The sequence below is a fragment of the Delftia sp. WSY_16 genome (assembly GCF_043104415.1).
Lineage (GTDB): Bacteria > Pseudomonadota > Gammaproteobacteria > Burkholderiales > Burkholderiaceae_C > Comamonas > Comamonas tsuruhatensis.
Genome location: NZ_JBICKS010000019.1, coordinates 719,486 through 743,787, shown reverse-complemented (window position 1 = coordinate 743,787; position 24,302 = coordinate 719,486). Strand labels below are relative to the sequence as shown.

Here is a 24,302-nt window from a genome sequence, read left to right as displayed (position 1 = left end):
TCAGGCTTGCGATAGATTTATAAGTATCCGAAGGCTTTTGAAAATGAGTGGCAATTCTTTGTCTGTGGTTGAGTTGATTAGGGTTGTTACTAGAAACAAGGATCTAATTATTGCTCTGACGAAAAGAGAGATCGTCGGACGCTATAAGGGGTCTGTGATGGGATTGCTATGGTCATTTTTCAATCCTGTGCTTATGCTGGCAGTATACACATTTGTGTTTGGTGTCGTTTTTAAATCGAAATGGCCGGGCGGTAGTGGATCCCAAGCAGAATTTGCATTGACGCTGTTTTCGGGGTTGATAATATTTAATCTTTTCTCAGAATGTGTGACGCGTGCCCCGTTATTAATAGTTGGGAATATTAATTACGTGAAGAAATTAATTTTTCCCTTAGAGATTCTCCCGTTAGTGACAGTAGGGGCCGCTTTTTTTCATTTTCTTGTTAGTCTGTTGGTCTGGTTGTTCTTTTATATATATTTGTTTGGACTGCCAAGTATTGAATCTCTATATTTGCTGGTAATAATAATGCCTTTGATTCTTTTGGTCATCGGATTATCTTGGTTCTTATCTTCTTTGGGCGTTTATTTAAGAGATGTGTCGCAAATTGTTGTAATACTAGTCACAATTTTGATGTTTATGACTCCATTGTTTTACGCGACGGAGTCGTTGCCAGTGAAATATCAATCGTTGATGCAAATGAATCCACTTTCTTGGTTGATTGAAGAAGCGCGTGGGGTGCTCCTCTGGAATAAAACAGTTGCGTGGGTTGAATGGGCTATGCAGATGCTTTACTCGTTTATTATCTTTCTTCTAGGATATTTCTGGTTCCAGAAGACACGAAAAGGATTTGCAGATGTCCTCTGATATAGCGATCTCTGTATCTAATATATCGAAACGATATGAAATGTATGCAAATCCTAAAGATAGGTTACTGCAATTTTTTTCCTTAAGATCCAAGCAATATTTTGAGGAATTCTGGGCACTACGTAATGTGTCTTTCTCTGTGGGTAAAGGGGAGACAATTGGTATATTGGGCCGTAATGGTAGCGGTAAAAGTACTTTGCTGCAAATTATTGCAGGTACCCTGGCTCCCACGTCAGGTGAAATAAAAACTAATGGAATATTAACGGCTCTTTTAGAGCTTGGCTCTGGATTCAACCCGGAATTCACAGGAAGAGATAATGTTTATCTGAACGGCACAATACTAGGTTTGAGCCGAGAGCAGATGGATAGTCATTTTGATAACATAGCGTCTTTTGCAGATATTGGGCTGCATCTTGATCAGCCTGTCAAAACATACTCCAGCGGTATGGTTGTCAGATTGGCATTTGCTGTTCAGGCTTGCATATCTCCGCAAATATTAATTGTCGACGAGGCGCTTTCAGTTGGCGATGAGAAATTTCAGCGGAAATGCTTTGATTATATTGAGAGGCTTCGGGGCAACGGCTGCTCCATTCTCTTGGTAACACACTCAACTGCGACAGTTGAGAAGTTTTGTCAGCGAGGAGTGCTTCTGCATAAAGGAGAAGTACATGGGGTGGGACCTGCAAAAGAGATCGTTGATCAATATCACGCCCTGCTTTATTCTGACGAGCGTTCTTATCTTCGCTATATGAATCAGAGTTCCCGCCAAGCCGTGGATAAAGCTTCCTCTATTATTCTTGCGGATGACAATCATATAGAGAAGTCACAAGATGATGACGGTTCTTTCCAAGAAAAAGACGGACTTAGAGCTGTTATAAGTAACTGGGGGATGTATAACTCTGTCGGTGAAGTTTCTGAGGTTTTTTATACAGGTGATAAAGCAATCGTCCAATTCGAGGTAGATGTTCTAAAATCTGTCGAGGAAATTCAGGCGGGAATTCTGATTCGCACAGTTGAAGGTGTTTCGGCCTTTGGAACCAGTACGCTTTACCATGATTGTAATCAGGTGAACGCACGTAAGGGGACTAAGCTGGTTTTTAGCTTTGATATTGAATTGAGCCTTTGTCCTGGGTCATATTTCATTACATTGGCAATAGCTGAGGCTATCTCTCATGGAGATATGGCGTATCTGGATAGAAAAACTGATGCAATAATTATTAAGGTTGATCAAATACGCTTGATGGGGAGCGGTATAGCCATGCTGAAATCAAGCGCTAAAGTTGTGGGGATTGAGGCATGAAGTCCGTTCTTATAATAACGGAGCAGTTTACAATTGGCGGATTGGAAACCCATATTCAGAGCGAAATATTGTATTTTGTGAAGAATGGGTATAAAGTCCATCTTGCAGTGGGCACGCAATTTAGTGATGTGCTTTTACCTCAGGGAGTTGCGTCAGTCTGCAGAGATTTGAATATTAGTGCTGCCATCAACTCTAATCAGCTGATTGAACTGGTAGATGACATCAGAAAAATTATTCAAGAGAAATCAATTGATTTGATCCATGCTCATCCGTTTAATTCCTTAATACCAAGTTTTTTGGCGGCGGAAGAAGAGGGGATATCACTAATTATCACCCTCCATGGCCCAGCATCATTGTCTGGATATAGTGGGCCATTTTATGATTTTCTCTTGAAATCGATTATCCTTCCAAATGCCTCTTCTGTCGTATGTGTTTCAGATGAGGTGCAGTCAATGGCTGCTCCGTATGTGAATGCTGAACGATTGAGTGTCGTGCCCAATGGAGTTGGATTCTCCAAGAGGAATAGATTGGAAAGCGACTGCAGCACACAGGATCTCAGATGGTGCCTTGTTAGTCGATTGGATTCTCAGAAAATTAATGGAATTTTTGATTTTGCTGTGAAAGCCTCCTCTGCAGGAATTCCTGGTTTGTTGATCGTTGGAGATGGGCCTGCGAAGGACGATCTGCAAAATCGATTGAATAATGCAGGTCTCCAGGCGTTTGTGGATTTTTATGGTTCCAGTGTAAGGGTACAGGCACTCATGCGCCAGTATGCTGGTGTTGCCGGTATGGGGCGAGTTGCACTTGAGGGTATTGCTGCTCAAAAGACCGTCGCATTGGTGGGATACGATGGTCTTAAAGGCATAATTACTCCTCATCTTCTTGAGAAAGCAAGGGCGTCTAATTTTTCTGGGAGAAATTTAAAAAATATCGATGCCGATACTTTTCACCAGCAACTACAGGAAATTTCGGAAGATTCCATTGATTCTCTTAGAGATATTGCACGTATAAATTTTGATCAAGATGTGGTGTGGGAGCGATTCATAGCTGTATCTAGAGGATTGAGTCCGATAAGGAAAAATATCCTGAGCGAGGCTGTTCGTGTGCTCAAAATCACAGGAGTACGAGAGGATGTTTCCGTATTTGAATCCCAGGCGCTAATAAGCGCTATAGATGATTTGTCGTGCAGTCCTGGATATTTTTCACCATCTATAATTGCTAGCTTTGGCCGATGCAAGGTTGGTGTTGAAGAGATAAAAAAGAGGAGAGAGGAAATGATGGAGAGCGGAATAGCTGATGTAAATAAACAGGACACTAAATTAGAAAGTGGGAGTGATGATGCTTTGTGTGCTTCATCAAAGGGGTTAAATCAGAATACATGGGATTTAGAGGCGGTTATCTCCGATTTGAAAATTGAGGCGCATAGATTGCATGAGATTCTTCAAGAAAAAGAAAAAAAGCTAGAAGAGTTGGAGTTGAAAGTCTCATCGAGAGAAGAGGAGAATTCTGAATTCGAGGAGAAGATTGCGTTGTTGGATAAGGAGATAGCGACTCTCCGTGATTCTCAGGCAAGCTTAGCTCGTGATATTTCAATCGAATCGGGACGAGTTCATGCGATGCTTAACTCTAAGTCCTGGAGGCTAACCCGGCCGCTGAGACTGTGCGCTGATGTTTATGGAAATAAGAATAAATATATTTATCAAATCGCCAGAGCTACGTTCTTTGCATTACCTGAATTTGTTAGGAAGATGATAGAGCGTCCAGCGTACGAAATCTCTAAATATTCCAGGGACAAAATTCTTTTAGAAAATAAGGTTGAGAAGGATTGTGATTTAAGTTGGGATAGATTCTCTGAAGAAGTGCTTTCCAAAAGAAAACAATATAAAGGAATATTCATCCAAGAAGTAGTTATCGATTGGAATGTTCCTCTTTATCAAAGACCTCAACATATGGCCGTTGCATTGGCTCGGCTGGGTTATCTGGTTATCTATCGTACAGATAATTGGACAGCTGACGATGTTAATGGTTTTAGGGAGGTTGAGAATAATGTCTGGGTCTCAAATAGAGATGAAGTCGATCTGATAGATGATGTTATCAGGTCTGTATATTCCACAGCATATTCAAATTCTGCCGAACGCCTTTTGAAAAAAGGTGCACGTGGCACGCTCATTTATGAATACATAGATCATATTGATCCAGAAATATCGGGTGACGATGAGAATATTAAGCGTCTTCTCTCGCTAAAGAATTTTGCTTTTACTGGTGGGGCTGACTATGTGGTTGCATCGGCTCAGAAATTGTATGAGGAGGCTGTCCAAGCAGTAGGCGAGGAAAAGGTTATTTTTGTTCCGAATGGGGTGGATACTATTCACTACAGAAGTGAATCGCATAGGAGTTTTGTTCTGCCAGATGCGCTTTTGGAGTTTCGAGGGAAATACAAAAAGATTGTTGGATACTTTGGCGCTCTAGCTCCTTGGTTATGGTATGACGTAATTAAGGAACTGATCTCTCAGCGCACTGATGTTGGGTTTGTTTTTATTGGCCCTGATTACTATGGTGGCGCAGATTGCTTGCCTGAGTTAGAGAATGTTCTCTATATGGGGTCAATTGACTACAAAGTGCTCCCGGCCTATGCAAGAATGTTTGATGTTTGCTTTATTCCATTTAAGCCAGGAGAGATAGCCAGAACAACATCGCCTCTTAAATTGTTTGAGTATTTTGCTCTTGAGAAGCCAGTTGTTGTTACTTCTGAAATGCTTGAATGCGTGCGCTATCCTGAAGTGTTTCGAGGTGATTCCGTAGAGTCTTTGTCAAAAGCGATTGACGATGCTTTGCTCACAAAGGACGATAAATCCTATAAATCCAGATTGTCGGTATTGGCTGATGATAATAATTGGAGCAAACGGGCGTCGGCATTGTTATTGGCAATAAAATCTGAAAAGAAGGAATAAAAGCTATGAAAAAAATTATATGTGTTGTGGGTACCCGTCCGGAAGCTATAAAGATGGCTCCTGTGATACTCGCGCTAAAAAAAGAGCCATGGGCTGATGTACGTGTGTTAGCCACAGCACAACATCGAGAGATGTTGGATCAAGTTTTGAGTTTTTTTAGAATAGAGCCGGATATTGATTTGAATATCATGCGGCCAAATCAGTCACTAACGGAGTTGACGGGGCGCCTGCTTCTTCAACTCGATGAAGTCTTCAAGGCTGAAAAGCCGGATGTTGTACTAGTCCAAGGTGACACCACCACGGTAATGACTGTTGCATTGGCTTGTTTCTATCATCGAATTCCTATTGGACACGTTGAAGCAGGTTTGCGTACTTGGGATATACAGAATCCATTTCCGGAAGAGGCAAATCGCGTAATTGCAGGTAAGCTCGCGCGTTGGCATTTTGCTCCAACCGAAGGATCACGTCAGAATCTCCTTAAGGATGGAGTTGCTGATAAAGATATAGTTGTGACTGGCAATACAGTGATCGATGCACTGCTAATGGCCGCGAAGAAGGACTTGGAAATCGGAATAACCATTGATCCGAATAAACGCCTCGTACTTGTTACCTCTCACCGCCGCGAAAATTTCGGAGAGCCATTTAGACGAATCTGCCAAGCATTGAAGGTGTTGGCGCGTAAAAACCCTGATATTCAGTTCCTTTATCCTGTGCACCCCAATCCGAATGTAAAAAATGTGGCTTATGAGTTCTTGCAAGAAGAAGAAAATTTTATTTTATGTGAGCCACTGGACTATGCTCCTTTTGTTGCAGCAATGAAGAGATCAGTCCTGATCTTGACCGATTCCGGAGGCGTTCAGGAAGAGGCTCCTGCACTTGGCAAGCCTGTACTTGTATTGCGCGAGGAAACAGAACGCCCTGAAGCAGTTGCTGAAGGAGTTGTGGAATTGGTGGGATCTGATAGTGAGCATATTGTTCAAAGAGTGCAGTGCTTGCTAGATGATGAAACGGAATACAAGAAAATGGCACGAGGTGTTTCTCCATACGGAGATGGAAAGGCCGCTGAAAGAATAGTTGCCGTTCTGAGAGAGCAAGCTTAGTGAAAGTATTGCTTATTGCATATGAGTTTCCTCCAATATTGGCTGCCCAGGCATTGCGTTGGTTTTATTTGTCCAATGAGCTAGTCGATATTGGTGTAGACATCCATGTCGTATGTCCAGATATTTCGACAGAAAACGCGTTTCCCATGGATATGGATGCGCGTATTACTATCCATCGAGTCTGGCCAGGGCCTTTTATCGGATTTAGCCAGAGATTGGCAGGAAATGTCTGGAGAAATAGTAAAGCTGAGAATGGCAGAAATGCGTCAAAGCCATCTCGGCTATTTCAGGCTTATCGAATAGTTCGATCGATTTTGAATGCTATTTTTTATCCGGATGTAAGGTCTGAATGGTATCCTTTCGCACTTCGAAAGATAAAGAAGTTATTGAGGGATGAAAAATTCGATGCCGTAATAAGCTCACATGAGCCGGGTGTTGATATTTTTGTTGGAAATTATGCTCGTAAGTTGGGAATTCCTTGGGTTATTGACATGGGTGATCCATTGCTAACCCCATACTCGCCAAAATGGAGGCGCGGAATTGATCTGAAAGTGGAGCGAAAGGTTATTCACTCAGCCTCTTCCATCTGGGTAACGGCTGGCAGTGTGTTGGATTTGTTGATAAGTCGTCATGGTGCCAGTGTCGAGAGAAAAATATCAGTATTGCCTCAAGGTTTTTCGTATAGGCGAGTAGGTCGGAAAACTAAAGAAAGTGAACAACGCTTTCTTCTGGTGTTTACAGGAAATTTCTACAGAGATTTCAGGAATCCGATAGAGTTGGCAAAGGCACTTGTTGGATTGCAGGATCTAGAAATATCTTTTGTCATTGCTGGGGATAATTCTGAATTTGAGCCCATGTTTCAAGGGATTTTTGGTGTTGAGTTTGCTGGGAAAAAAAGTCATTTTGAGTGCCTTGAGTTGCAAAGAAAGGCAGATGTGCTAGTGAATATTGGAAATGTCCAAAGCTACCAGATTCCAGGAAAAATATATGAATATCTTGGTGCTGAGAAGGCCATACTACACATAAAGACTGCTGAAGGTTTTGACCCAAGTGTCGAACTTTTGGAAGAGACAGGTTCAGGGATTGTTGTGAAAAATTGCAGCAGACAAATTGAGGCTGTGCTAAGAGATATGTATAGGCAATGGGCAGATAATCCAGAGCAACTGACTGATGGAAGAAAAGAGGATGTTATTAAGGCTCATTCTTGGAGTCATCGAGCTCGTACTTGTAAGGAGCTGTTGAAAGAAATATTGCATTGACACTGATCGCTCTGATAGGGTAATAGATTTTTAATATATTCTGGTGTCAGATAATGCTCTTATGAGACTTGATGTAATTTTTGCCGCTGATGCGCTTCGCCCACCACTGACTGGTATCGGGCGATATACCTATGAGCTGGCGAAGCGGCTGGGTTGTCATGAGCGTATTGATAGATTGCGGTATTTTTCTTCCGGGCGATGGGTTGATGATCCCATGGCTGCTTTGGAAACCACCGCCCCTTTGAAATTATCCGTAACTAAGACCAAAGCGGCTTTGCGGGATAGGGTTGCGGGGAGTAGATTGGCTGTTCGTTTATACAAAAGGATCACCCCTGCTCTTTTTGGATGGCGGCTGCGTGGAAATGACGGGTGTGTATATCATTCACCTAATTATATTGTTCCGAATTTCAGTGGTAGGACTGTAAGCACAATACACGATCTCTCTCATATCGTTTATCCGAATTTTCATCCCCAGGCCCGTGTTGAATATATGAATATGGCTTTGGGTGAAAGTTTGGCGAGGACAGATCATGTAATTACGGTATCAGAGACTGTTCGCCAGGAAGTGCTGGCTCATGGATTGATGTCGCCAGAACAAGTGACCGCTATACATTTGGCGGCGGGTAATGATTTCCGACCTCATACATCAGAGATGCTAGACTCTGTACTTAATGCTTTGGGGCTTAAGTCTGGGAGGTATAGCCTATTTGTCGGTACCATAGAGCCACGGAAAAATATCCAACGCCTTGTTGAGGCATATGGAATGCTACCCAAAGAGGTGCGGCACAATTGGCCTTTGGTGATTGCCGGGGGAAATGGCTGGAACTCTAGTGCGATTCACTTGTGCCTTGCAAAAGCACAAGCCCAAGGCTGGTTGCAATATATATCCTATGTCGACCAAAGCTGGCTTCCGGCATTGTATGCGGGGGCGCGGCTGATGGCCTATCCATCACTTTATGAAGGTTTTGGATTACCTATTGTAGAAGCAATGGCGAGTGGCACTCCTGTGCTCACATCCAACGTTTCCTGCATGCCAGAGATTGCCGGAGGTGCCGCTAGGCTGGTGAATCCCTTGAATCTGGAGGAAATCTCGTATGGCCTTCAGACCTGCCTGACTGATGAGCATTGGCAAAGGCAGGCGCGAACCTTAGGGTTGGTGCGATCTGGTCAAATGTCTTGGGATCAATGCTCCGAGCGAACAATAGAAATCTATGCCAAAGTAGCTCAATTGGTTCGATAAATCAGCGGGAGGTTTGAAGTGGATTTCGCCTATCTCTGCCATGTGCAATACTCAGTAATGAAGATACAGCTACATATCTCACTGCATTGCCCCATGATCTGAAGATTTTCGATCGATTGACTTTCGCAGTATGTAGTGGCAGAGCGATCTCTGTAACTTGTAGTCCCTGCCTGCGCATAAGCAGCAGCGTGCCGATGTCTTGATAGTCAAGCATTGTGGCCTCCGTAGAGGCTGCCACCTCCAATGCTTGGCGGTTGTACAACCGGAAACCGGACACAAAATCCCGCAGGCCAAAACCTGTCAACCAGCGGAACCATTGCCACGCGATGCGGCGCACCAGGCTGTTGCGCTCCGCGAAGTAGGCTACGACCATGTCCGCCTGCTGGCGTTGTGCCAGCAGCGTGGGCAGCTCCTCCACCTCATAGCGACCTTCAGCGTCGATGGTGACGACGGTCTGGAACCCATGGGTCTGCGCGTAGCGCAGGCCGGTCTGCAGGCTGCCCCAATTGGTCATTGCCAGCAAGGGGCGCAGCACCCTGGCACCGCATTGCTCGGCTTCATGGCAGGTAGCATCCGTGCTGCGGTTGTCCACGACGAGCACGCTGGCCTCGACCAATGCATGCACGCGACGTATCAGGTGCGCAATCTCGGCTTCGTTGTTGCGCGTGGAAATGACAACCAGCAAGTCCTGGCGGGCTCTTGCCGGGCGGGTGTCGGGTGCCAGGCTGCGGTAGTGGCGTGCCACGCTGCGTTCGCAGGGACCGATGCTGAAAAACCGATGCAAGGCCTTGTGGCCCGATTGGCCCAGTCGTTGCCTGAGGGCCGTGTCGTGCTGCAGGCGAGCAATGCTGCTGCGCCAGGCATCAATGTCTTCAAACGGTACATGCAGGCCGGCGTGTGAGTGGGCGACCACCCAGGGCATGCCCGAACCGGGAAGGTCGGTGACCAGGCAGGGCTTGCCGTGCAGCATGGCCTCCAGCAATACGATTCCGAAAGCTTCCGTACGTTCGCGCGAGGCAAGGCAGAAGATGTCGCACCCTGCGAACAAGGCATGTTTTTCCTCGTCCGATACCGAGCCCACCAGTCGCACACTGGCCTGTTTGCCCTCTGGAGTGCATTGGCGTATCAGCTCTTGCAGGGATGCTCGCAGCTCGCCTTCTCCCGCAATCAGCAACTCCACGCCAGGCATGGCCGAGACGGCTCGGATCAAGGTCTCGAAGCCTTTGTAGTAGGTCAGCCGCCCGATGGACAACAGGCGCAGCCGGGTGTCGGGGCGCCAGCCTTGGCCGTGCTGCAGCGGTGCTGGTGCGGGAATGGTTTCGAGGTTCAGGCCCAGCGGAACGATCTCGCACTTGCTGCGCCAGGTGCGCAGGGCATTGCTGGCCTCAAGATAGGGCGGCGACGTTGCGAATACCTGTTGGGCGCGTTCCAGCAATGCCTGCTCGAACGGCCGGTACAGCATGTAGGCCAATGCCACGGACCACTTGATATTGGACACCACGACATCGGAGTGCCAGTGGATGACCCAGGGCACGCGCCGCGCGATGGGCAGGGTAAGTGCCCAAAGCGCCGAGTTGTTGGGCAGGTGCAGATGCAGTACGTCGGGCTGAATGCGTTCGATGGCGCGGCCCAGTGCGCGCCGGAATCCCATGGCCATGGGGGCATAGACCAGATTGAATTGAACGGGCACGCGTTCCAGCCAGGCGGGATCATCCGGCTCCGGATCACCATGGACCAGGGCATGGGCATCGACACCCTGGCGTCGTTGCTCATGTATCAGGTCGGCCAGAAAGACTTCCATGCCGCCTCGGTAGGGCGGGAAGAATTTGCCGACGTGAAGTATGCGCAGGGCCATGGCGGACAGCGCCTACTTCGCCGCCTGAGGCTTTGCGGTAGCCGGGCTCAGCTGATTGCGGACCTGCCGGTACTGCGGATTCTGCGGCTCCAGGCGTATGGCCTGGTCCAGGTTCTTCAGCGCCTCCGGCAGGTTGCCCAGGCCGTGATAGGCCATTGCACGCCCGTAAAAAGCGGGCGCGCTGGGGCTGCGAGCAACCAGTGGTTCCAGCAGCTCTTTGGCTTGCGCACTATCACCCTGGCCGACAAGGGCCAGCCCCAATCCGACGATCAGGCGAGGGGCGTTTGGCGAGGTCTGCAGCAGAGTTCGGAAGTCGTCGGCTGCAACTTTGTATTGCTGCGCACCTATGGCCGCCTCTGCGCGTTTCAGGCGCAGGGTCTGCTCCATTTGCTTGGCGTTGGCACTGTCTTCAGTGGGCTCGCCCAGGGCGCGCGAGTATTCCTCGAATGCTGCGCGCAACTGGCCTGTGGCCATCAACGCTTCGGCTTTCTGGTAGTACAGGGCTTGGCCATTGAAGCCTTTGGCCTGGGCTGCGGCAAAGGCATTGAGGGCTTCGGGGAATTTCTTTTGCTGGGACAGAACGGCACCCATATTGAACAGCGCATTACCGCCCAAGTCTCCAAGTGCGTTGGCCGTGGCGAAGTCTTGCAGCGCCTGGTCGAGCATGCCCTTGTCTGCGTGTGCTGTTCCTACGTTCAGGAAGGCACGGCCACGTCCCACGGCATTGGCGGGGGCTTTTTTGTCGATTTTTTCAGCGGCATCGGCCCAGGATGTGCCTGCATCCTGCAGAGAGAGCACGCGTTCGAAAGCGAGGGCTCCGAACACCACGCCGATGACGATGCCGACGATGTAGAGGGTGCGTGGCTTGACCCCCGTCAGCGCAATGGCCACCAATCCCGGGATGGCCACAGCCCACAGGTAGCTGCGATACAGCACGAAGGGGTCCTGCAGCCAGACCGTGGCGAATTCGGTCGCATACCAGAGCAGGGGAAACAGGAGGCAGAGCGCGACCAGGCCGATGACACCGGGGCGCTTGAGCAAGGCCCAGATGGAGCAGGCCAGCAGGGCCAGGTAGCCCAGCGCGCCGGCCAGATGCCAGATCGATCCGAAGCCGAGAGGAAATGCCGGTCGCAGATCGATGGACATCCAGCCCACATAGGGAACGATCCACAGGAAACCATAGGCAAAGAAAAGGGCTGCCTCGTTAAGGATGCTCAGGGGATAGATCCGAGAGGTGATCCCGGGCCGAAGGGCTTCCAATTGCCTTGCATAGCCCTGGGATTGCTCATCGAAAATCTGGCCCACCAGACTGCCGAAGAAATGAAAGACTGCCGCCGAGGCAACGGCCAGCAGCAGCAAGGCCATTCCCACAATGACCATGGCAGCCTTCAGGCCGGGGCGCCGCACAAAGATATAGAGCGGCACCACCATGGCGACCGTCAGAAAGGCATGCTCCTTGGACAGGATGGCGAGCACATAGCAGATCAATGCCGCGATATGCCAGAGGGCTCGCCCGCTCTGAAGCCCGCGCACAAAGGCCCAGCATGCCAGAACGGCAAAGAGCGTTGCCATGACGATGGATCGCTGCACCAGGTATCCAACGGCGTAGACCGCGACAGGGTTGAGCGCGAAAAGGACCAGGCCCAGTTGCAGGGCTGCATCGCGCGACGCGTGGAAGTGGGGTTGCTCCTCGATGTCGTGCGGAAAGCGCGTCTGTGTCAGCAGTGCCTTGAACAATGCATAGAGAGCCGCCACGGTCGCGAGATGCAAGGCGATATTGAAGACGCGCTGCTTCCACCAGCCATCTCCGAAAATCTGTTCGATCCAGACGAAGCTGCCATACGACAGCGTGCGCTGCTTGAAGTCCAGCAGGCTGCCATAGTTGCCGAAGATCGTTCCATCCGTCAGACGCATATCGTCGAACAGCAGCCCGTTGTTCAGGCCGGGCAGATATACCCCCAATACGGCCAGCAAAAGAAGGGCACTGAACCAGTAAATCGCTTTGGAGGGGGCAGCCATTGCTTCTTGTCTTGTCTCGGATGTGGCGGAACTTGGAATGGTGGGCCGGGAAATGGCCGCTCTCGGGAAGAGCGCAGGCAGTTTACCAGCCGAGCAACCCGCTACCGCAGCCTGCTGCGCCGGTTTGACGTGAGTGTTGTGAGAAGGCCCGAGATGAAAAAAGCCCCATGCTGCGTCAGGCGCGGCATGGGGCCGGGAGGCCATCAGATGGGCGTGAACGCCCCTGGCATTTTGCTTACAGGCCAGCCGCAGCACGCAGCGCCGCTGCCTTGTCCGTCCGCTCCCAGGTGAACTCGGGCTCTTCACGGCCGAAGTGGCCATAGGCAGCGGTCTTGCTGTAGATCGGGCGCAGCAGGTCCAGCATCTGGATGATGCCCTTGGGACGCAGGTCGAAGTGGGCGGCCACCAGCTTGGCAATCTCGGCGTCGGGGATGACGCCTGTGCCTTCGGTGTAGACCGTGATGTTCATCGGGCGTGCCACGCCGATGGCGTAGGCCACCTGGATCTGGCACTGGCGCGCCAGGCCGGCGGCCACGATGTTCTTGGCCACGTAGCGCGCGGCGTAGGCGGCGCTGCGGTCCACCTTGGTTGGGTCTTTGCCGCTGAAGGCGCCGCCGCCGTGGGGGCAGGCACCGCCGTAGGTGTCGACGATGATCTTGCGGCCGGTCAGGCCGCAGTCACCCTGGGGGCCGCCCACGACGAAGCGGCCCGTGGGGTTGATCAGGTACTTGGTGTCCTGCAGCCACTCGGAGGGCAGCACGGGCTTGATGATTTCCTCGATGATGGCTTCGGTGAAGCTGGACTTCATCCTGGTGGCCGATTCCGACTGGTCGGGGCTGTGCTGGGTGGACAGCACCACTGTGTCGATGCTGTGGGGCTTGCCGTCCACGTAGCGCATGGTCACCTGGCTCTTGGCGTCAGGACGCAGGAAGGGCAGGCGGCCGTCCTTGCGCAGCTGGGCCTGGCGCTCGACGAGGCGGTGCGCGTAGTAGATGGGCGCGGGCATCAGCTCGGGTGTCTCGTCGCAGGCGTAGCCGAACATCAGGCCCTGGTCGCCGGCGCCGGTGTTGAGCTCGTCATCGCTGGCCTTGTCCACGCCCTGGGCGATGTCCTGGCTCTGCTTGTCGTAGGCCACGAGCACGGCGCAGCCCTTGTAATCGATGCCGTAGTCGGTGTTGTCGTAGCCGATGCGCTTGATGGTGTCGCGTGCGACCTGGATGTAGTCGACGTTGGCGCCCGTGGTGATCTCACCTGCCAAAACCACCAGGCCCGTGTTGGTCAGCGTCTCGGCCGCCACGCGGCTGTACGGGTCTTGGGCGAAAATGGCGTCCAGGATCGCGTCAGAGATCTGGTCGGCCACCTTGTCCGGATGGCCTTCAGAGACGGATTCCGAGGTGAAAAGAAAATCGTTCGCCATGTGAATAAACTCCTTGGTTGCAGCTTTTTTTGATGGGCGTTGCCCAAGCTGCAGGAGCCCTGGCGAACGCTTTAGCAGACTTGTTTTACGTCGCTCTGCAAGTTGCTCAGTTAACTCAGCGACCCGCACATTTTAATGCCTTCCTTGTTCCGACTGTTTGCTGCACTGCCTTTGTGGCTATTGCACCCCCTTGGCGCGCTCATGGGCTGGGTGGCTTTCGTGGCCTCCGGCACGTACCGGCGCCGCTTTCTGGCCAATGCCCGCCAGGCCGGCTACGGCTTCGGCGCCGTGGCGCCGGCCGTGGGGCACGCGGGGCGCATGGTGGCGGAGCTGCCGCGCATGTGGATGGGCAGGCAGCCGAGCTGCCAGATGCACAACGAGGAATGCGTGCACCGGGCCTACGCTGCCGGGCGCGGCATCATCTTTCTGACGCCCCACCTGGGCTGCTTCGAGCTGTCGGTGCAGCATGCGGCACGGCAATGGTCGGCCGAGCATGGCGCGATCACCATTCTCTACCGGCCCGCGCGCCAGCCCTGGCTGGCCCGCGTCATGGAGACGGCGCGCAACCGCCCCGGCGTGCAGGCCGTGCCGACCACGCTGGCTGGCGTGCGCCAGATGATCAAGGCGTTGCGCAAGGGCATGGCCGTGGGGCTGCTGCCCGACCAGGTTCCGCCCGAGGGGCAGGGCGTCTGGTCGCCGTTCTTCGGCCGTGATGCCTATACGATGACGCTGGCGGCGCGCCTGGCGTTGCAGACGGGGGCCGCGGTGATCGTGGCCCGTTGTGAGCGCTTGTCCTGGGGGCGGGGCTATGCGCTGTATCTTGAGGAGTTGCCCGTGCCCTTGTCCGAGAATCTGGAAGCTGCGGTGCAGCAGATCAACGAGGCGATGGAACACACCATCCGCCAATGCCCGCAGCAGTACCTGTGGGGCTATGCGCGCTACAAGCAGCCGCGCCGTGAAGCAGCTGCCGGCGAGGTGGGTGCATGAGCGGGCGCATCGGCGTGTGGCTGATGCGGTCGCTGGCGTGGATGCCGCTGCCGTGGCTGCGGGGGCTGGGTGCGTTTCTGGGGCGGCTGCTGTTCGTGCTGGCAGCGCCGCGCCGTAAGGTGGCGCTGCGCAATCTGGCGATGTGCTTTCCCGAGCTGACCGAGGCGCAGCGCGTGGATCTGGCGCGCCGCAACTTCATCGTCTTTTGCCAGACCTGGCTGGACCGCAGCTGGCTGTGGGCGGCGCCGCGCGAGGTGGTGGCCGAGCGCGTGAAGCTGCAGGGCGCCGTGCATGAGCTCGATGGCGACACCCCGACCATCCTGTTCGCGCCGCATTTCTACAGCATGGACGCGGGCGGGCTGGCCTTGCCGCTGCACACCACGCGGCCCTTCACCTCGATCTTCTCCACCCATCCGGACCCGGCGGTCGATGAGTGGTTCATGTCGGGGCGGCAGCGCTTTGGCGACGTGCGCATGCTCAACCGCGCCGACGGGGTCAAGCCCATCATCTCCAGCCTGCGCAAGGGCGGTTTGCTGTACCTTTTGCCCGACATGGACTTCGGTCGCAACGACTCGGTCTTCGTGCCTTTCTTCGGCGTGAATGCGGCCACCATTCCCTCGCTGTCGCGCTTCGCGCGCCTGGGCCGGGCCAAGGTGCTGGGCATGTACACGCGCATGACGCCCACGGGCTATGTGGCCGAGATCACGCCGGCCTGGACGGATTTCCCCACCGACGATGTCGAGGCCGATACGGCCCGCATGAACCGTGAGCTGGAGGCGGCCATCCGCACCATGCCCGACCAGTACTACTGGGTGCACAGGCGCTTCAAGACCCGGCCCGAGGGCGAGCCCTCGGTCTACTGAACGGGGCGGGACAGGAACTGCTCCAGCGCTTGCCGCACCGCATCGGGCTGCTCGTGCACGACCCAGTGCGAGGTGCCGGCCAGGTGCTGCACGGTCAGGCGCGGCACCCACGGCTCCAGGCCTTCGACCAGGGCAGGCTGCAGCGCCGGGTCGCTGTCGCCCCAGAGCACATGCGTGGGCACGCCGATGTCCAGCATCTCGGGCGGCAGCCTCAGGTTGCGCAGTACGTCGGCTGAGTCCGGATCTTCGGGCCGGGGCGGCACCAGGGGACTGGCGCCGTAGTAGTGGCAGGAGCCTTGCACGCCCAGGTCCCAGTGCTCGCGGTAGCGCTGCTGCAACTGCGGCGTGAGCCATCCGGGCAACTCGCCCTGCGGCGTGCGGAAAAAGCCCAGCATGCGCTGCCAGTCGTTCTCGGCCAGCAGGGTGGGCGCATCAGGTCGGCGCAGAAAATGCATGTACTGGCTTGCGGCCTGCTGCACGGGGTTGTGCAGCAGTTCGCGCAGAAAGGCGCCCGGATGCGGGGCGTTGAGGATCATCAGCCGTTGCATCAGCCCGGGATGGCGGTTGGCCAGGCCCCAGGCCAGGGCACCGCCCCAGTCGTGGGCGATCACGCAGGCTGCGGGTGCGCCAGGGCTTTCGATGGCGATCAGCGCCGCCAGATCCTGCAGCAGGTGCTTGGCCTTGTACTGCTCCACACCGGCCGGCTGGCTGGAACGGCCAAAGCCCCGCAGATCGGGTGCGACGCAACGCCATTGCGTGCCGAACTGCTCCAGCATGCCTTCCCAGATGAAGCTGCCTTCAGGAAAGCCGTGCAGGAACAGCAGCAGTGGCTGGCCGGGTTCGCCGCTGACGCGGCAGTGCAGATGGATGCCGTGAGGCAGCTCGCGAATGCAGGTGTTCACCATGTTGCGCTCCTTGCGGGGCGCTGGCTACACGAGCGCCTCCAGGCGCTAATCTTGGGGGCTGTCGGTCGCGGCGGGCGTCGCAGTTGCGACGTTCGCGACGTCGGCGGGCTCGTCCGTGGCCGCCGGCGGATTCAGGCCTTCGGGATGGCTCCAGTGCCACAGCAGCTGGGCCACCTCGTCCACGCCCTGCTTCTTGAGCGCGGAGAACATGCGCACTTCGCCACCACCGGCGTTGAGCCGCGTGATGGACAGCACCTTGGCCTGCTCGGCGCGCGTGAGCTTGTCGGCCTTGGTCAGCAGCACGAGGAATTTCAGGCCTTCCTGCACGCGCGGGCGCATGGCGTCGAGCAGGGCTTCGTCCAGCTCCGTCAGGCCCAGGCGCGGATCGCACAGCAGCACGATGGCCGACAGGCTCTCGCGGCTGACCAGATAGTTCAGCATCACGCGCTGCCAGCGCTGCTTGTCCGTGCGCGAGACGGCGGCATAGCCGTAGCCGGGCAGGTCGGCCAGCACGGCGTCGGTCACGCCCTGCTTGCCCAGGGAAAACAGGTTGATGTGCTGCGTGCGGCCAGGCTTCTTGGAGGCGAAGGCCAGCTGCTTTTGCTGCGTCAGCGTATTGATGCAGGTGGACTTGCCGGCGTTGGAGCGGCCCACGAACGCGATCTCGGGCACATCGACCTTGGGAAGATGGTGCAATTGCGCAGCTGTCGTCAAAAAGCGCGCCGTGTGCATCCAGCCCATGGCCAGCTTGGGATCGATCAGGGAGGAAGTGGGGGCGGCATCGCCAGCCGGCGCAGCAGGATTCATGGTGTGGTCAGTCTCTCGGGGCCTCATTGTAGGTTCCCCCATGGAACCGGCGCGCCCAGCGGGCTATAGGCAACGGTGCTGACAAAGCGTGGCGCACGAAACTGGCGCACTCCAAAGTCGGAGACAGCGAGCAAGGGCCGCCCCGCCGCGAAGCTGTCGTCCCCCTCCCCCGCGAAGCGGGCAGAGAGGGGGAAGGCGCGAAGCGCCTCAGGGGGAGCCTAAACCTCTTCGCTCCAGCAAAAACCATCCCTCGCAATCATGGCGCTGGCTGCGCTGGGCCCCCAGCTGCCCGCCGCATAGCCGCGCGGCCCCGAGGTGTCGCTGCGCCAGTGCTGGAGGATGGGTTCCACCCAGCGCCAGGCCTGCTCCTGCTCGTCGCTGCGCACAAAGAGGTTCAGCCTGCCGGCGATCACGTCCAGCAGCAGGCGCTCGTAGGCGCCCACGCGCTTGGCACCGAAGCGCTGGTCGAAGTCCAGGTTCAGGTGCACGGGGGCCAGCGAAGGCTCGGCCTGCTGCTGGGTGGCGCCCTGTGCCAGCAGGTGCAGCTCCAGCCCGTCCTTGGGCTGCAGATTGATCACCAGGCGATTGGCTTCGGACAGGGGTGAGCGGAAGATCGGGTGGGGCACGGGCCGGAAGTTCACGACGATGCGCGCGTCCCTTCCTGCCAGCCGCTTGCCGGTGCGGATGTAGAAGGGCACGCCGGCCCAGCGCCAGTTGCAGATCTCGGTGCGCAGGGCGACGAAGGTCTCGGTCTGGCTGCCCGCCGCCACGCCTTTTTCCTGCTGGTAGGCGGATACGGGCTGGCCCTGGCTGGCGCCGGCCAGGTACTGGCCGCGCACCACGTGCTGGCTCAGGGTTTCCGGCGTCCAGGGCCTGAGCGACTGCAGCACCTTGAGCTTTTCGTCGCGGATGGCATGGGCCGATGCGTTGATCGGCGGCTCCATGCCGATGGCGCACAGCAGCTGCAGCGCATGGTTTTGCACCATGTCGCGCAGCGCGCCGGTCTGGTCGTAGAACGCGCCCCGGCTTTCCACGCCCAGTTCCTCGGCGATGGTGATCTGGATGTTGGCAATGGTCTCGCGCCGCCACAGCGGCTCGAACAGCGCATTGCCAAAGCGCAGCGCCAGAAGGTTCTGCACAGAGGGCTTGCCCAGGTAGTGGTCTATGCGGAACACCTGCTCTTCGCGCAGCACCTTGCGCAGCGTGGCATTGATGGCCTGGTTGGAGGCCAGGTCGTGGCCCAGCGGCTTTTCCAGCACCACGCGGGTGCGCGGGCCGTTCAGGCCCACGGCGGCGATCTGCTCGCAGACCGTGGTGAACAGGCTGGGGGCGGTGGCCACGTACATCACCACCGTTTCTGCGTCGCGCGCGGCCAGCGCCTGTGCCAGCTTCCCGTAGTCGGCGGGCCGCGACAGGTCCATGCGCAGGTAGTGCAGCAGGTCTGCGAAGCGGGCGAATTCCTCGGGGCTGGGGCGCTTGGACAGCTCGACGCCGTCAAAGCGCGACTGGATGAGGGCGCGGTACTGGTCGTCGCTCAGGTCATCGCGGGCCACGCACAGGATGCGGCCGCCCTCGGGCAGGGTGCCGTGGCGAAACGCCTGGAACAGCGCCGGCATGAGCTTGCGCCATGCCAGATCGCCCGTGCCGCCAAACAAGACCAGATCGAAACCCATGTTGCCTCCCGAGGTGAATATTTTGGTAACTGAGTTACCAATTTTTGAGGAAATCGAATAAATTATATAGGCACCACGTCATTTGATTGAAGCTTCAGATGATGATTGTTGTAATTTGATTACTTCTCTGCAAGCAGCCCTGTCGGTGAACCCCATGCTTATCCGTTGCGATCACGCCCTCGCCTGGCCCCTTTTGCAAAACCACGCCCGGGCCGTGATGCCCGATTTCGACCTGCGCGGTGCCTTCGCCTCTGACCCCGCCCGGTTCGCGCGCTTCAGCCAGGAGGCTCCGCACTGCTTTGCGGACCTGTCCAAGAATCTGTGGGACGCGCAGGCCGAAGACCTGCTGCTGCAGCTGGCCCGCGATTGCGAGGTGGAGCGCCAGCGCGACGCCATGTTCGCGGGCGAGGCCGTCAACTCCACCGAGGGGCGTGCGGCGCTGCACACGCTGCTGCGCCATCCGCCCGGCAATGCGCCGCCGGGTCTGGCCTGGGCGCTGGCCCAGGTGCACGAGACGCTGGATGCCATGCTGGCCTATGCCGAGCGCGTGCGTGCGGATGCGGACATCACCGACGTGGTGTGCATGGGCATAGGCGGATCGGGTCTGGGGCCGCAGATGGCGGTCCAGGCGCTGCAAGGCCTGGGCGATGCGCGCCGGCGCATGCACTTCGTCTCGAACGTGGATGGCCACGCGCTGCAGGCCGTGCTCGTGGGCCTGCAGCCGCGCAGCACGCTGTTCATCGTGGCCTCCAAGGTGTTCAACACGCAGGAGACGCTGACCAATGCGCGCAGCGCACTCGACTGGTTCCACGCAAACGGCGGCAGCGAGGTGTCCCGCCATTTCGTCGCGCTGACCACCCATGCCGCTGCGGCGGCGCAGATGGGCATCACCACCACCTTCGGCTTCTGGGACTGGGTGGGCGGGCGCTATTCGCTGTGGTCGTCCATCGGACTGCCGGTGGCCGTTGCCGTAGGCGCTGCCGCGTTTCGCGCCATGCTGGCCGGTGCGCACGCCATGGACATGCATTTCCGCACGTCGCCGCTGCAGGCCAATCTGCCCGTGCGCCTGGGCCTGCTCGACGTCTGGTACCGCAATCTGCTGGGCTTTGGCAGCCGCTGCATCGCGCCCTACCACGCAGGCCTGCGGCGCCTGCCGGCCTATCTGCAGCAACTGGAGATGGAGAGCAACGGCAAGCGCGTGGACCGGCAGGGCCGGCCGCTGGCGCTGGGCTCGGCACCCGTGCTCTGGGGTGAGCCCGGCACGGATGGGCAGCATGCCTTCTTCCAGATGCTGCACCAGGGCAGCGACATCGTGCCGCTGGAGATCATTGCGGTGAAGCAGGCTTCGCACACCTTGCCAGGCCACCAGGAACAGTTGCTGGCCAACGCGCTGGCCCAGGCCCAGGCCCTGATGCAGGGGCGCGCCAGCGAGGACGGGCACCGCCATTTCCCCGGCAACCGTCCCAGCAGCTTCCTGCTGCTGGACGCGCTCACGCCTGCGGCGCTGGGCGCGCTGGTTGCGCTGCAGGAACACCGCGTGTTCGTGGCCGGCGCGCTGTGGGGCATCAACAGCTTCGACCAATGGGGGGTGGAGCTGGGCAAGCTGCTGGCGCGTGACCTTCAGCTGCGCCTGGGCAATGGCGACATGGCGGGGCTGGACGCCTCCACCGCCGGCCTGCTGCAGCGGCTGCGGGCCTGATGGCCTGAGGGCCTGGCCCCGCTCTACGCCTCCCGGAAGCAGTTGACCGGCAGCCCTGGCACCTCGACGCGGCAATGCATCAGCGCCCCGGCAGGCACGGCGGCCCGGCGTTCTTCCTCGGGGCGGCCGTGCGCGGCGGAGGTGATGTAGAGCGTGCGCAGGTCTTCTCCGCCCAGGCAGACCATGGTGGGGCAGCACACGGGCGTCTCGATGCGCTGCACGACTTCGCCCTGCGGGTCCAGCCGCAGCACGCAGCCGCCTTCGTACATGGCCACCCAGTAGTGGCCCCGGGTGTCGACGCAGGCACCATCGGGCCGGCCGCCGTACAGGCGCCCTTGCGTGCGGGGCGCGAAGGCCTTCCACAGTGCGCGGGCCCCCAGCGTGCCGGTATCCAGGTCGAAGGCAAAGCGGTCTATGCGGTGTGCGGGCGTGTCGGCCCAGTACAGCCATGCGTCGTCGGGGCTGAAGGCCAGCCCGTTGGCCGTGGTGCAGTCGCCTGCCATGCGCTGGACCGCGTAGCCGCCGTTGTCCACCGCGCGCAGGCACCACAGTGCCGCCTCGGGCGCGGTCTTGGGTGCGAACAGGGAGCCGGCCCAGAAGCGGCCGGCTCGGTCGCAGCGGCCGTCGTTGAGGCGGAACTGGCGTGGATCGTGGTCCAGGCCGGCCAGCATGGTGATGTGGCCGGTGGCCGGATCCAGCAGGCCGAAGCCGTCTCGCAGGCCGATGACGATGCGGCCCTGGTCCGTGGGCGCGCAGCAGCCGGGCTCGCTGGGCGTGGCCCAGCTTTGCTGCTGGCCGCTGGCCGGGTCCCAGGCATGGATGCGCAGGCCCTGGATATCGCACCAGTAGAGCCGGCGATCAGCGGGGTGCCAGAAGGGCGATTCGCCCAGGGCGCTGGGAGGAACCGGGGCGATCTGCATGGCCATGGTCTGCTCGCTGGAAGTCATGGCCAGCATTCTAGGAGCGGCTCCCGCCAGACCGCTGCTCGCAGATAGTGTGTTGCGCAGATCAGGGATATCTCTAGCCAGGCATGTGCATAGAAGTATCAGCGGCCGGGCTGCCCGTACCAATGCACCCGCAGGCCTGTCCCCACAATCGGTCACCAGCGGCAGGGATGGACCGCGAAGACCACAGCATTCATTGCGAAGGAGACAGACATGCACAGCTTGCTCAGGGTGGGCGCGGCGCTGGCCGTGGCCGCATCGGCCGCCGGCGCACAGGCCGACACCGAACTCGTGATTGCGACCGTGAACAACGGCCACATGATCGAGATGCAGAAACTCTCTGCCCGCTTCGAGCAGGCCCACCCCGGCATCACGCTCAAATGGGTCACGCTGGAAGAGGGCATGCTGCGCCAGCGCGTGACCACCGACATCGCCACCAAGGGCGGCCAGTTCGACGTGATGACGGTGGGCCTGTACGAGGTGCCGATCTGGTCAAGGAATGGTTGGCTGCTGCCGATTGCCACCGATGCCGCCTATGACGCAGACGACTTGCTGCCTTCCATCCGCAAGGGCCTGTCGCACGAGGGCAGGCTCCACGCCCTGCCGTTCTATGGCGAGGCATCGATGCTCATGTACCGCCGTGATCTGGCCGAAAAGGCGGGTTTCACCATGCCCGCGCAGCCGAGCTGGGAGCAGGTGCGGGAATTTGCCGCCAAGGCCCATGATCCCAAGGCTGGCGTCTACGGCATCTGCCTGCGCGGCAAGCCGGGCTGGGGTGACAACATGGCCCTGGTCACCACCATGGTCAACACCCACGGTGGCCAGTGGTTCGACATGCAATGGAAGCCGCAGCTGGACACACCGGCCTGGAAGAAGGCGGTGGGTTTCTATGTGGAGCTGCTGAAGTCCTACGGGCCGCCCGGCGCATCGGCCAACAGCTTCAACGAGAACCTGGCGCTGTTCAACGAGGGCAAGTGCGCGGCCTGGGTCGATGCCAGCATTGCGGCCTCGTTCGTGGGCGATCCACGGCAGTCCAAGGTGGCCGGCAAGGTGGCGTATGCGGCCGCTCCCGTGGCCTCCACGCCCAAGGGGGCGACGTGGCTGTGGACCTGGAACCTGGCCATTCCCGCCAGCTCCAGGAAGGTGGATGCGGCCCAGGCCTTCATCAAATGGGCCACTTCCAAGGAGTATGTGCAGCTGGTGGCGCGCGAGCATGGCTGGCGCGCCGTTCCCACGGGCACGCGGCAGTCCACCTATGCGAGCGCCGAGTTCCAGAAGGTCGCGGACTTTGCCGGCGCCGAGAAAAGCGCCATCGACAGCGTGAGCCTGAGCGATGCGACCGAGCCGCGCTCACCCTACATCGGCGTGCAGTACGTGGCCATCCCCGAGTTCCAGGCCATAGGCATTGCCGTGGGGCAGCAAGTCAGTGCGGCGCTGTCGGGCAAAGCCACGGTGGAGCAGGCGCTCAAGACCTCGCAGACCCTGGCGGACCGCGAGATGAGGAAAAGCGGCTACTACAAGTGATGGCTGCCTCGATGCTTCGACCAAGCCCCGCGCCCATGACGCGCCTGCTGCCCCGCGCGCTCATGGCTCCCGCCGTGGCCGTGCTGCTGTGCTGGATGCTGGTGCCGCTGCTGATGACGGTGTATTTCTCGTTCGTCGACTACAACCTCATGCAGCCGGGCGGCCACCCCTTCGTGGGCCTGCGCAACTACGAGTTCTTCGTCACCGACCCGGACTTCATGCCCGCCGTGCGCCAGACCCTGGTGTTCCTGGCCAGCGTGGTGTCGATCACCGTGGTGCTGGGCGTGCTGCTGGCACTGCTGGTCAACGAGCCATTTCCGGGCCGCGGCATGGTGCGCGTGCTGCTGATCTCGCCCTTCTTCGTGATGCCCGCCGTCAACGCGCTGCTGTGGAAGCACATGATGATGAATCCCATCTACGGCGTGCTGGCCAGCCTGTGCAGGGCGCTGGGCCTGGAGCCTGTGGACTGGCTGACCGAGGTGCCGCTGCTGTCCGTGGTCATCATGGTGTCCTGGCAGTGGCTGCCTTTTGCCTGCCTGATCTTCATCACCTCGCTGCAGTCGCTGGACCGCGAGCAGATGGAGGCGGCGCGCATGGACGGCGCCAATGCCCTGCAACGTTTCCACCACCTCACGCTGCCCCATCTGGCCCGACCGATGGCGGTGGTGGTGATGATCGAGATGATCTTCCTGCTGGGCGTGTTTGCGGAGATCGCCATCACCACGGCGGGCGGCCCGGGCAACGAGAGCACCAACCTCACCTATCTCATCTACAAGCAGTCGCTGATGCATTTCGACGCGGGCGTGGCCTCTGCGGGGGCATTGTTCGCCGTGGTGCTGGCCAACATCGTTGCCGTCTTCCTGATCCGCATCGTCGGCAAGAGCCTGGACTGAGCGC

Annotated in this window: 18 protein-coding genes; 11 read left to right on the top strand and 7 right to left on the bottom strand. The window is 57.3% G+C overall.

Going from position 1 to position 24,302, the window contains the following annotated elements:
* The first annotated feature begins 43 nt into the window (after window positions 1–43).
* The 6 genes from ACF8O7_RS12785 to ACF8O7_RS12760 all read left to right on the top strand — a co-directional run bounded on the left by ACF8O7_RS12785 (window position 44) and on the right by ACF8O7_RS12760 (window position 8,712).
* Window positions 44–862: an ABC transporter permease gene (locus ACF8O7_RS12785; RefSeq protein ID WP_126310938.1), complete on the top strand. Its 819-nt coding sequence runs from the start codon at window positions 44–46 to the stop codon at window positions 860–862.
* A complete protein-coding gene (locus tag ACF8O7_RS12780; RefSeq protein WP_126310937.1) occupies window positions 852–2,162 on the top strand; it encodes an ABC transporter ATP-binding protein in 1,311 nt (436 codons plus the stop codon). The genes ACF8O7_RS12785 and ACF8O7_RS12780 overlap by 11 nt, the downstream gene beginning before the upstream one ends.
* The gene (locus ACF8O7_RS12775) at window positions 2,159–5,113 is read left to right on the top strand and encodes a glycosyltransferase (protein ID WP_126310936.1); all 2,955 of its coding nucleotides are present in this window, start codon (window positions 2,159–2,161) and stop codon (window positions 5,111–5,113) included. Before ACF8O7_RS12780 ends, ACF8O7_RS12775 begins: the two co-directional genes overlap by 4 nt.
* A gap of 5 nt (window positions 5,114–5,118) precedes the next feature.
* Window positions 5,119–6,213, top strand: a complete 1,095-nt coding sequence (gene wecB / locus ACF8O7_RS12770) for a non-hydrolyzing UDP-N-acetylglucosamine 2-epimerase (RefSeq protein ID WP_193615926.1) — start codon at window positions 5,119–5,121, stop codon at window positions 6,211–6,213.
* A complete protein-coding gene (locus ACF8O7_RS12765; RefSeq protein ID WP_126310934.1) occupies window positions 6,213–7,472 on the top strand; it encodes a glycosyltransferase in 1,260 nt (419 codons plus the stop codon). The genes wecB and ACF8O7_RS12765 overlap by 1 nt, the downstream gene beginning before the upstream one ends.
* 61 nt (window positions 7,473–7,533) lie before the next feature.
* On the top strand, window positions 7,534–8,712 hold the full coding sequence (locus ACF8O7_RS12760) for a glycosyltransferase family 1 protein (protein ID WP_047473536.1): 1,179 nt from the start codon (window positions 7,534–7,536) through the stop codon (window positions 8,710–8,712).
* A 1-nt stretch (window position 8,713) separates the two neighbouring features.
* Here ACF8O7_RS12760 and ACF8O7_RS12755 read toward each other — a convergent pair whose 3' ends face one another.
* From ACF8O7_RS12755 to metK, 3 genes are all read right to left on the bottom strand, one after another.
* The gene (locus ACF8O7_RS12755; protein ID WP_126310933.1) at window positions 8,714–10,567 is read right to left on the bottom strand and encodes a glycosyltransferase; all 1,854 of its coding nucleotides are present in this window, start codon (window positions 10,565–10,567) and stop codon (window positions 8,714–8,716) included.
* A 12-nt stretch (window positions 10,568–10,579) separates the two neighbouring features.
* A complete protein-coding gene (locus tag ACF8O7_RS12750) occupies window positions 10,580–12,586 on the bottom strand; it encodes a lipopolysaccharide assembly protein LapB (RefSeq protein ID WP_043789990.1) in 2,007 nt (668 codons plus the stop codon).
* A 235-nt stretch (window positions 12,587–12,821) separates the two neighbouring features.
* The gene (gene metK, locus ACF8O7_RS12745) at window positions 12,822–14,003 is read right to left on the bottom strand and encodes a methionine adenosyltransferase (RefSeq protein WP_017403953.1); all 1,182 of its coding nucleotides are present in this window, start codon (window positions 14,001–14,003) and stop codon (window positions 12,822–12,824) included.
* 135 nt (window positions 14,004–14,138) lie between these two features.
* Between metK and ACF8O7_RS12740 the strand changes: the two genes are divergently transcribed.
* A complete protein-coding gene (locus ACF8O7_RS12740) occupies window positions 14,139–14,990 on the top strand; it encodes a lysophospholipid acyltransferase family protein (RefSeq protein WP_126310932.1) in 852 nt (283 codons plus the stop codon).
* Window positions 14,987–15,853 carry a lysophospholipid acyltransferase family protein gene (locus ACF8O7_RS12735; protein WP_017403955.1) on the top strand — a complete coding sequence of 289 codons (867 nt, stop codon included), beginning with the start codon at window positions 14,987–14,989 and terminating at the stop codon, window positions 15,851–15,853. Before ACF8O7_RS12740 ends, ACF8O7_RS12735 begins: the two co-directional genes overlap by 4 nt.
* Here the strand turns inward: ACF8O7_RS12735 and ACF8O7_RS12730 are convergent.
* The 3 genes from ACF8O7_RS12730 to zwf all read right to left on the bottom strand — a co-directional run bounded on the left by ACF8O7_RS12730 (window position 15,847) and on the right by zwf (window position 19,238).
* Window positions 15,847–16,758 carry an alpha/beta fold hydrolase gene (locus ACF8O7_RS12730; protein ID WP_126310931.1) on the bottom strand — a complete coding sequence of 304 codons (912 nt, stop codon included), beginning with the start codon at window positions 16,756–16,758 and terminating at the stop codon, window positions 15,847–15,849. The two genes, ACF8O7_RS12735 and ACF8O7_RS12730, sit on opposite strands and share 7 nt — an antisense overlap.
* Before the next feature lie 45 nt (window positions 16,759–16,803).
* Window positions 16,804–17,565: a ribosome biogenesis GTP-binding protein YihA/YsxC gene (yihA, locus tag ACF8O7_RS12725; protein ID WP_047326503.1), complete on the bottom strand. Its 762-nt coding sequence runs from the start codon at window positions 17,563–17,565 to the stop codon at window positions 16,804–16,806.
* 218 nt (window positions 17,566–17,783) lie between these two features.
* Window positions 17,784–19,238 carry a glucose-6-phosphate dehydrogenase gene (zwf, locus tag ACF8O7_RS12720; RefSeq protein WP_046238833.1) on the bottom strand — a complete coding sequence of 485 codons (1,455 nt, stop codon included), beginning with the start codon at window positions 19,236–19,238 and terminating at the stop codon, window positions 17,784–17,786.
* A gap of 154 nt (window positions 19,239–19,392) precedes the next feature.
* Between zwf and pgi the strand changes: the two genes are divergently transcribed.
* A complete protein-coding gene (gene pgi / locus ACF8O7_RS12715; RefSeq protein WP_034364876.1) occupies window positions 19,393–20,937 on the top strand; it encodes a glucose-6-phosphate isomerase in 1,545 nt (514 codons plus the stop codon).
* A gap of 23 nt (window positions 20,938–20,960) precedes the next feature.
* On the opposite strand, the gene ACF8O7_RS12710 is transcribed toward pgi, so the two are convergent.
* Window positions 20,961–21,863 carry an SMP-30/gluconolactonase/LRE family protein gene (locus ACF8O7_RS12710; RefSeq protein ID WP_205626946.1) on the bottom strand — a complete coding sequence of 301 codons (903 nt, stop codon included), beginning with the start codon at window positions 21,861–21,863 and terminating at the stop codon, window positions 20,961–20,963.
* 231 nt (window positions 21,864–22,094) lie between these two features.
* Here ACF8O7_RS12710 and ACF8O7_RS12705 point away from each other — a divergent pair, with 231 nt between their 5' ends.
* Entirely contained in the window at window positions 22,095–23,405 is a 1,311-nt protein-coding gene (locus ACF8O7_RS12705; protein ID WP_046238830.1) for a sugar ABC transporter substrate-binding protein, read from the top strand.
* A gap of 35 nt (window positions 23,406–23,440) precedes the next feature.
* Window positions 23,441–24,298: a carbohydrate ABC transporter permease gene (locus ACF8O7_RS12700; RefSeq protein WP_034364838.1), complete on the top strand. Its 858-nt coding sequence runs from the start codon at window positions 23,441–23,443 to the stop codon at window positions 24,296–24,298.
* Window positions 24,299–24,302 lie beyond the last annotated feature (4 nt).

What these genes read in the sequence shown, in the direction of transcription:
- ACF8O7_RS12785 (WP_126310938.1), top strand. Translation starts at nt 44, where the DNA reads ATGAGTGGCAATTCTTTGTCTGTGGTTGAGTTGATTAGGGTTGTTACT.
- ACF8O7_RS12780 (WP_126310937.1), top strand. Translation starts at nt 852, where the DNA reads ATGTCCTCTGATATAGCGATCTCTGTATCTAATATATCGAAACGATAT.
- ACF8O7_RS12775 (WP_126310936.1), top strand. Translation starts at nt 2,159, where the DNA reads ATGAAGTCCGTTCTTATAATAACGGAGCAGTTTACAATTGGCGGATTG.
- wecB (WP_193615926.1), top strand. Translation starts at nt 5,119, where the DNA reads ATGAAAAAAATTATATGTGTTGTGGGTACCCGTCCGGAAGCTATAAAG.
- ACF8O7_RS12760 (WP_047473536.1), top strand. Translation starts at nt 7,534, where the DNA reads ATGAGACTTGATGTAATTTTTGCCGCTGATGCGCTTCGCCCACCACTG.
- ACF8O7_RS12755 (WP_126310933.1), bottom strand. Translation starts at nt 10,567, where the DNA reads ATGGCCCTGCGCATACTTCACGTCGGCAAATTCTTCCCGCCCTACCGA.
- ACF8O7_RS12750 (WP_043789990.1), bottom strand. Translation starts at nt 12,586, where the DNA reads ATGGCTGCCCCCTCCAAAGCGATTTACTGGTTCAGTGCCCTTCTTTTG.
- metK (WP_017403953.1), bottom strand. Translation starts at nt 14,003, where the DNA reads ATGGCGAACGATTTTCTTTTCACCTCGGAATCCGTCTCTGAAGGCCAT.
- ACF8O7_RS12740 (WP_126310932.1), top strand. Translation starts at nt 14,139, where the DNA reads ATGCCTTCCTTGTTCCGACTGTTTGCTGCACTGCCTTTGTGGCTATTG.
- ACF8O7_RS12735 (WP_017403955.1), top strand. Translation starts at nt 14,987, where the DNA reads ATGAGCGGGCGCATCGGCGTGTGGCTGATGCGGTCGCTGGCGTGGATG.
- ACF8O7_RS12730 (WP_126310931.1), bottom strand. Translation starts at nt 16,758, where the DNA reads ATGGTGAACACCTGCATTCGCGAGCTGCCTCACGGCATCCATCTGCAC.
- yihA (WP_047326503.1), bottom strand. Translation starts at nt 17,565, where the DNA reads ATGAATCCTGCTGCGCCGGCTGGCGATGCCGCCCCCACTTCCTCCCTG.
- zwf (WP_046238833.1), bottom strand. Translation starts at nt 19,238, where the DNA reads ATGGGTTTCGATCTGGTCTTGTTTGGCGGCACGGGCGATCTGGCATGG.
- pgi (WP_034364876.1), top strand. Translation starts at nt 19,393, where the DNA reads ATGCTTATCCGTTGCGATCACGCCCTCGCCTGGCCCCTTTTGCAAAAC.
- ACF8O7_RS12710 (WP_205626946.1), bottom strand. Translation starts at nt 21,863, where the DNA reads ATGGCCATGCAGATCGCCCCGGTTCCTCCCAGCGCCCTGGGCGAATCG.
- ACF8O7_RS12705 (WP_046238830.1), top strand. Translation starts at nt 22,095, where the DNA reads ATGCACAGCTTGCTCAGGGTGGGCGCGGCGCTGGCCGTGGCCGCATCG.
- ACF8O7_RS12700 (WP_034364838.1), top strand. Translation starts at nt 23,441, where the DNA reads ATGACGCGCCTGCTGCCCCGCGCGCTCATGGCTCCCGCCGTGGCCGTG.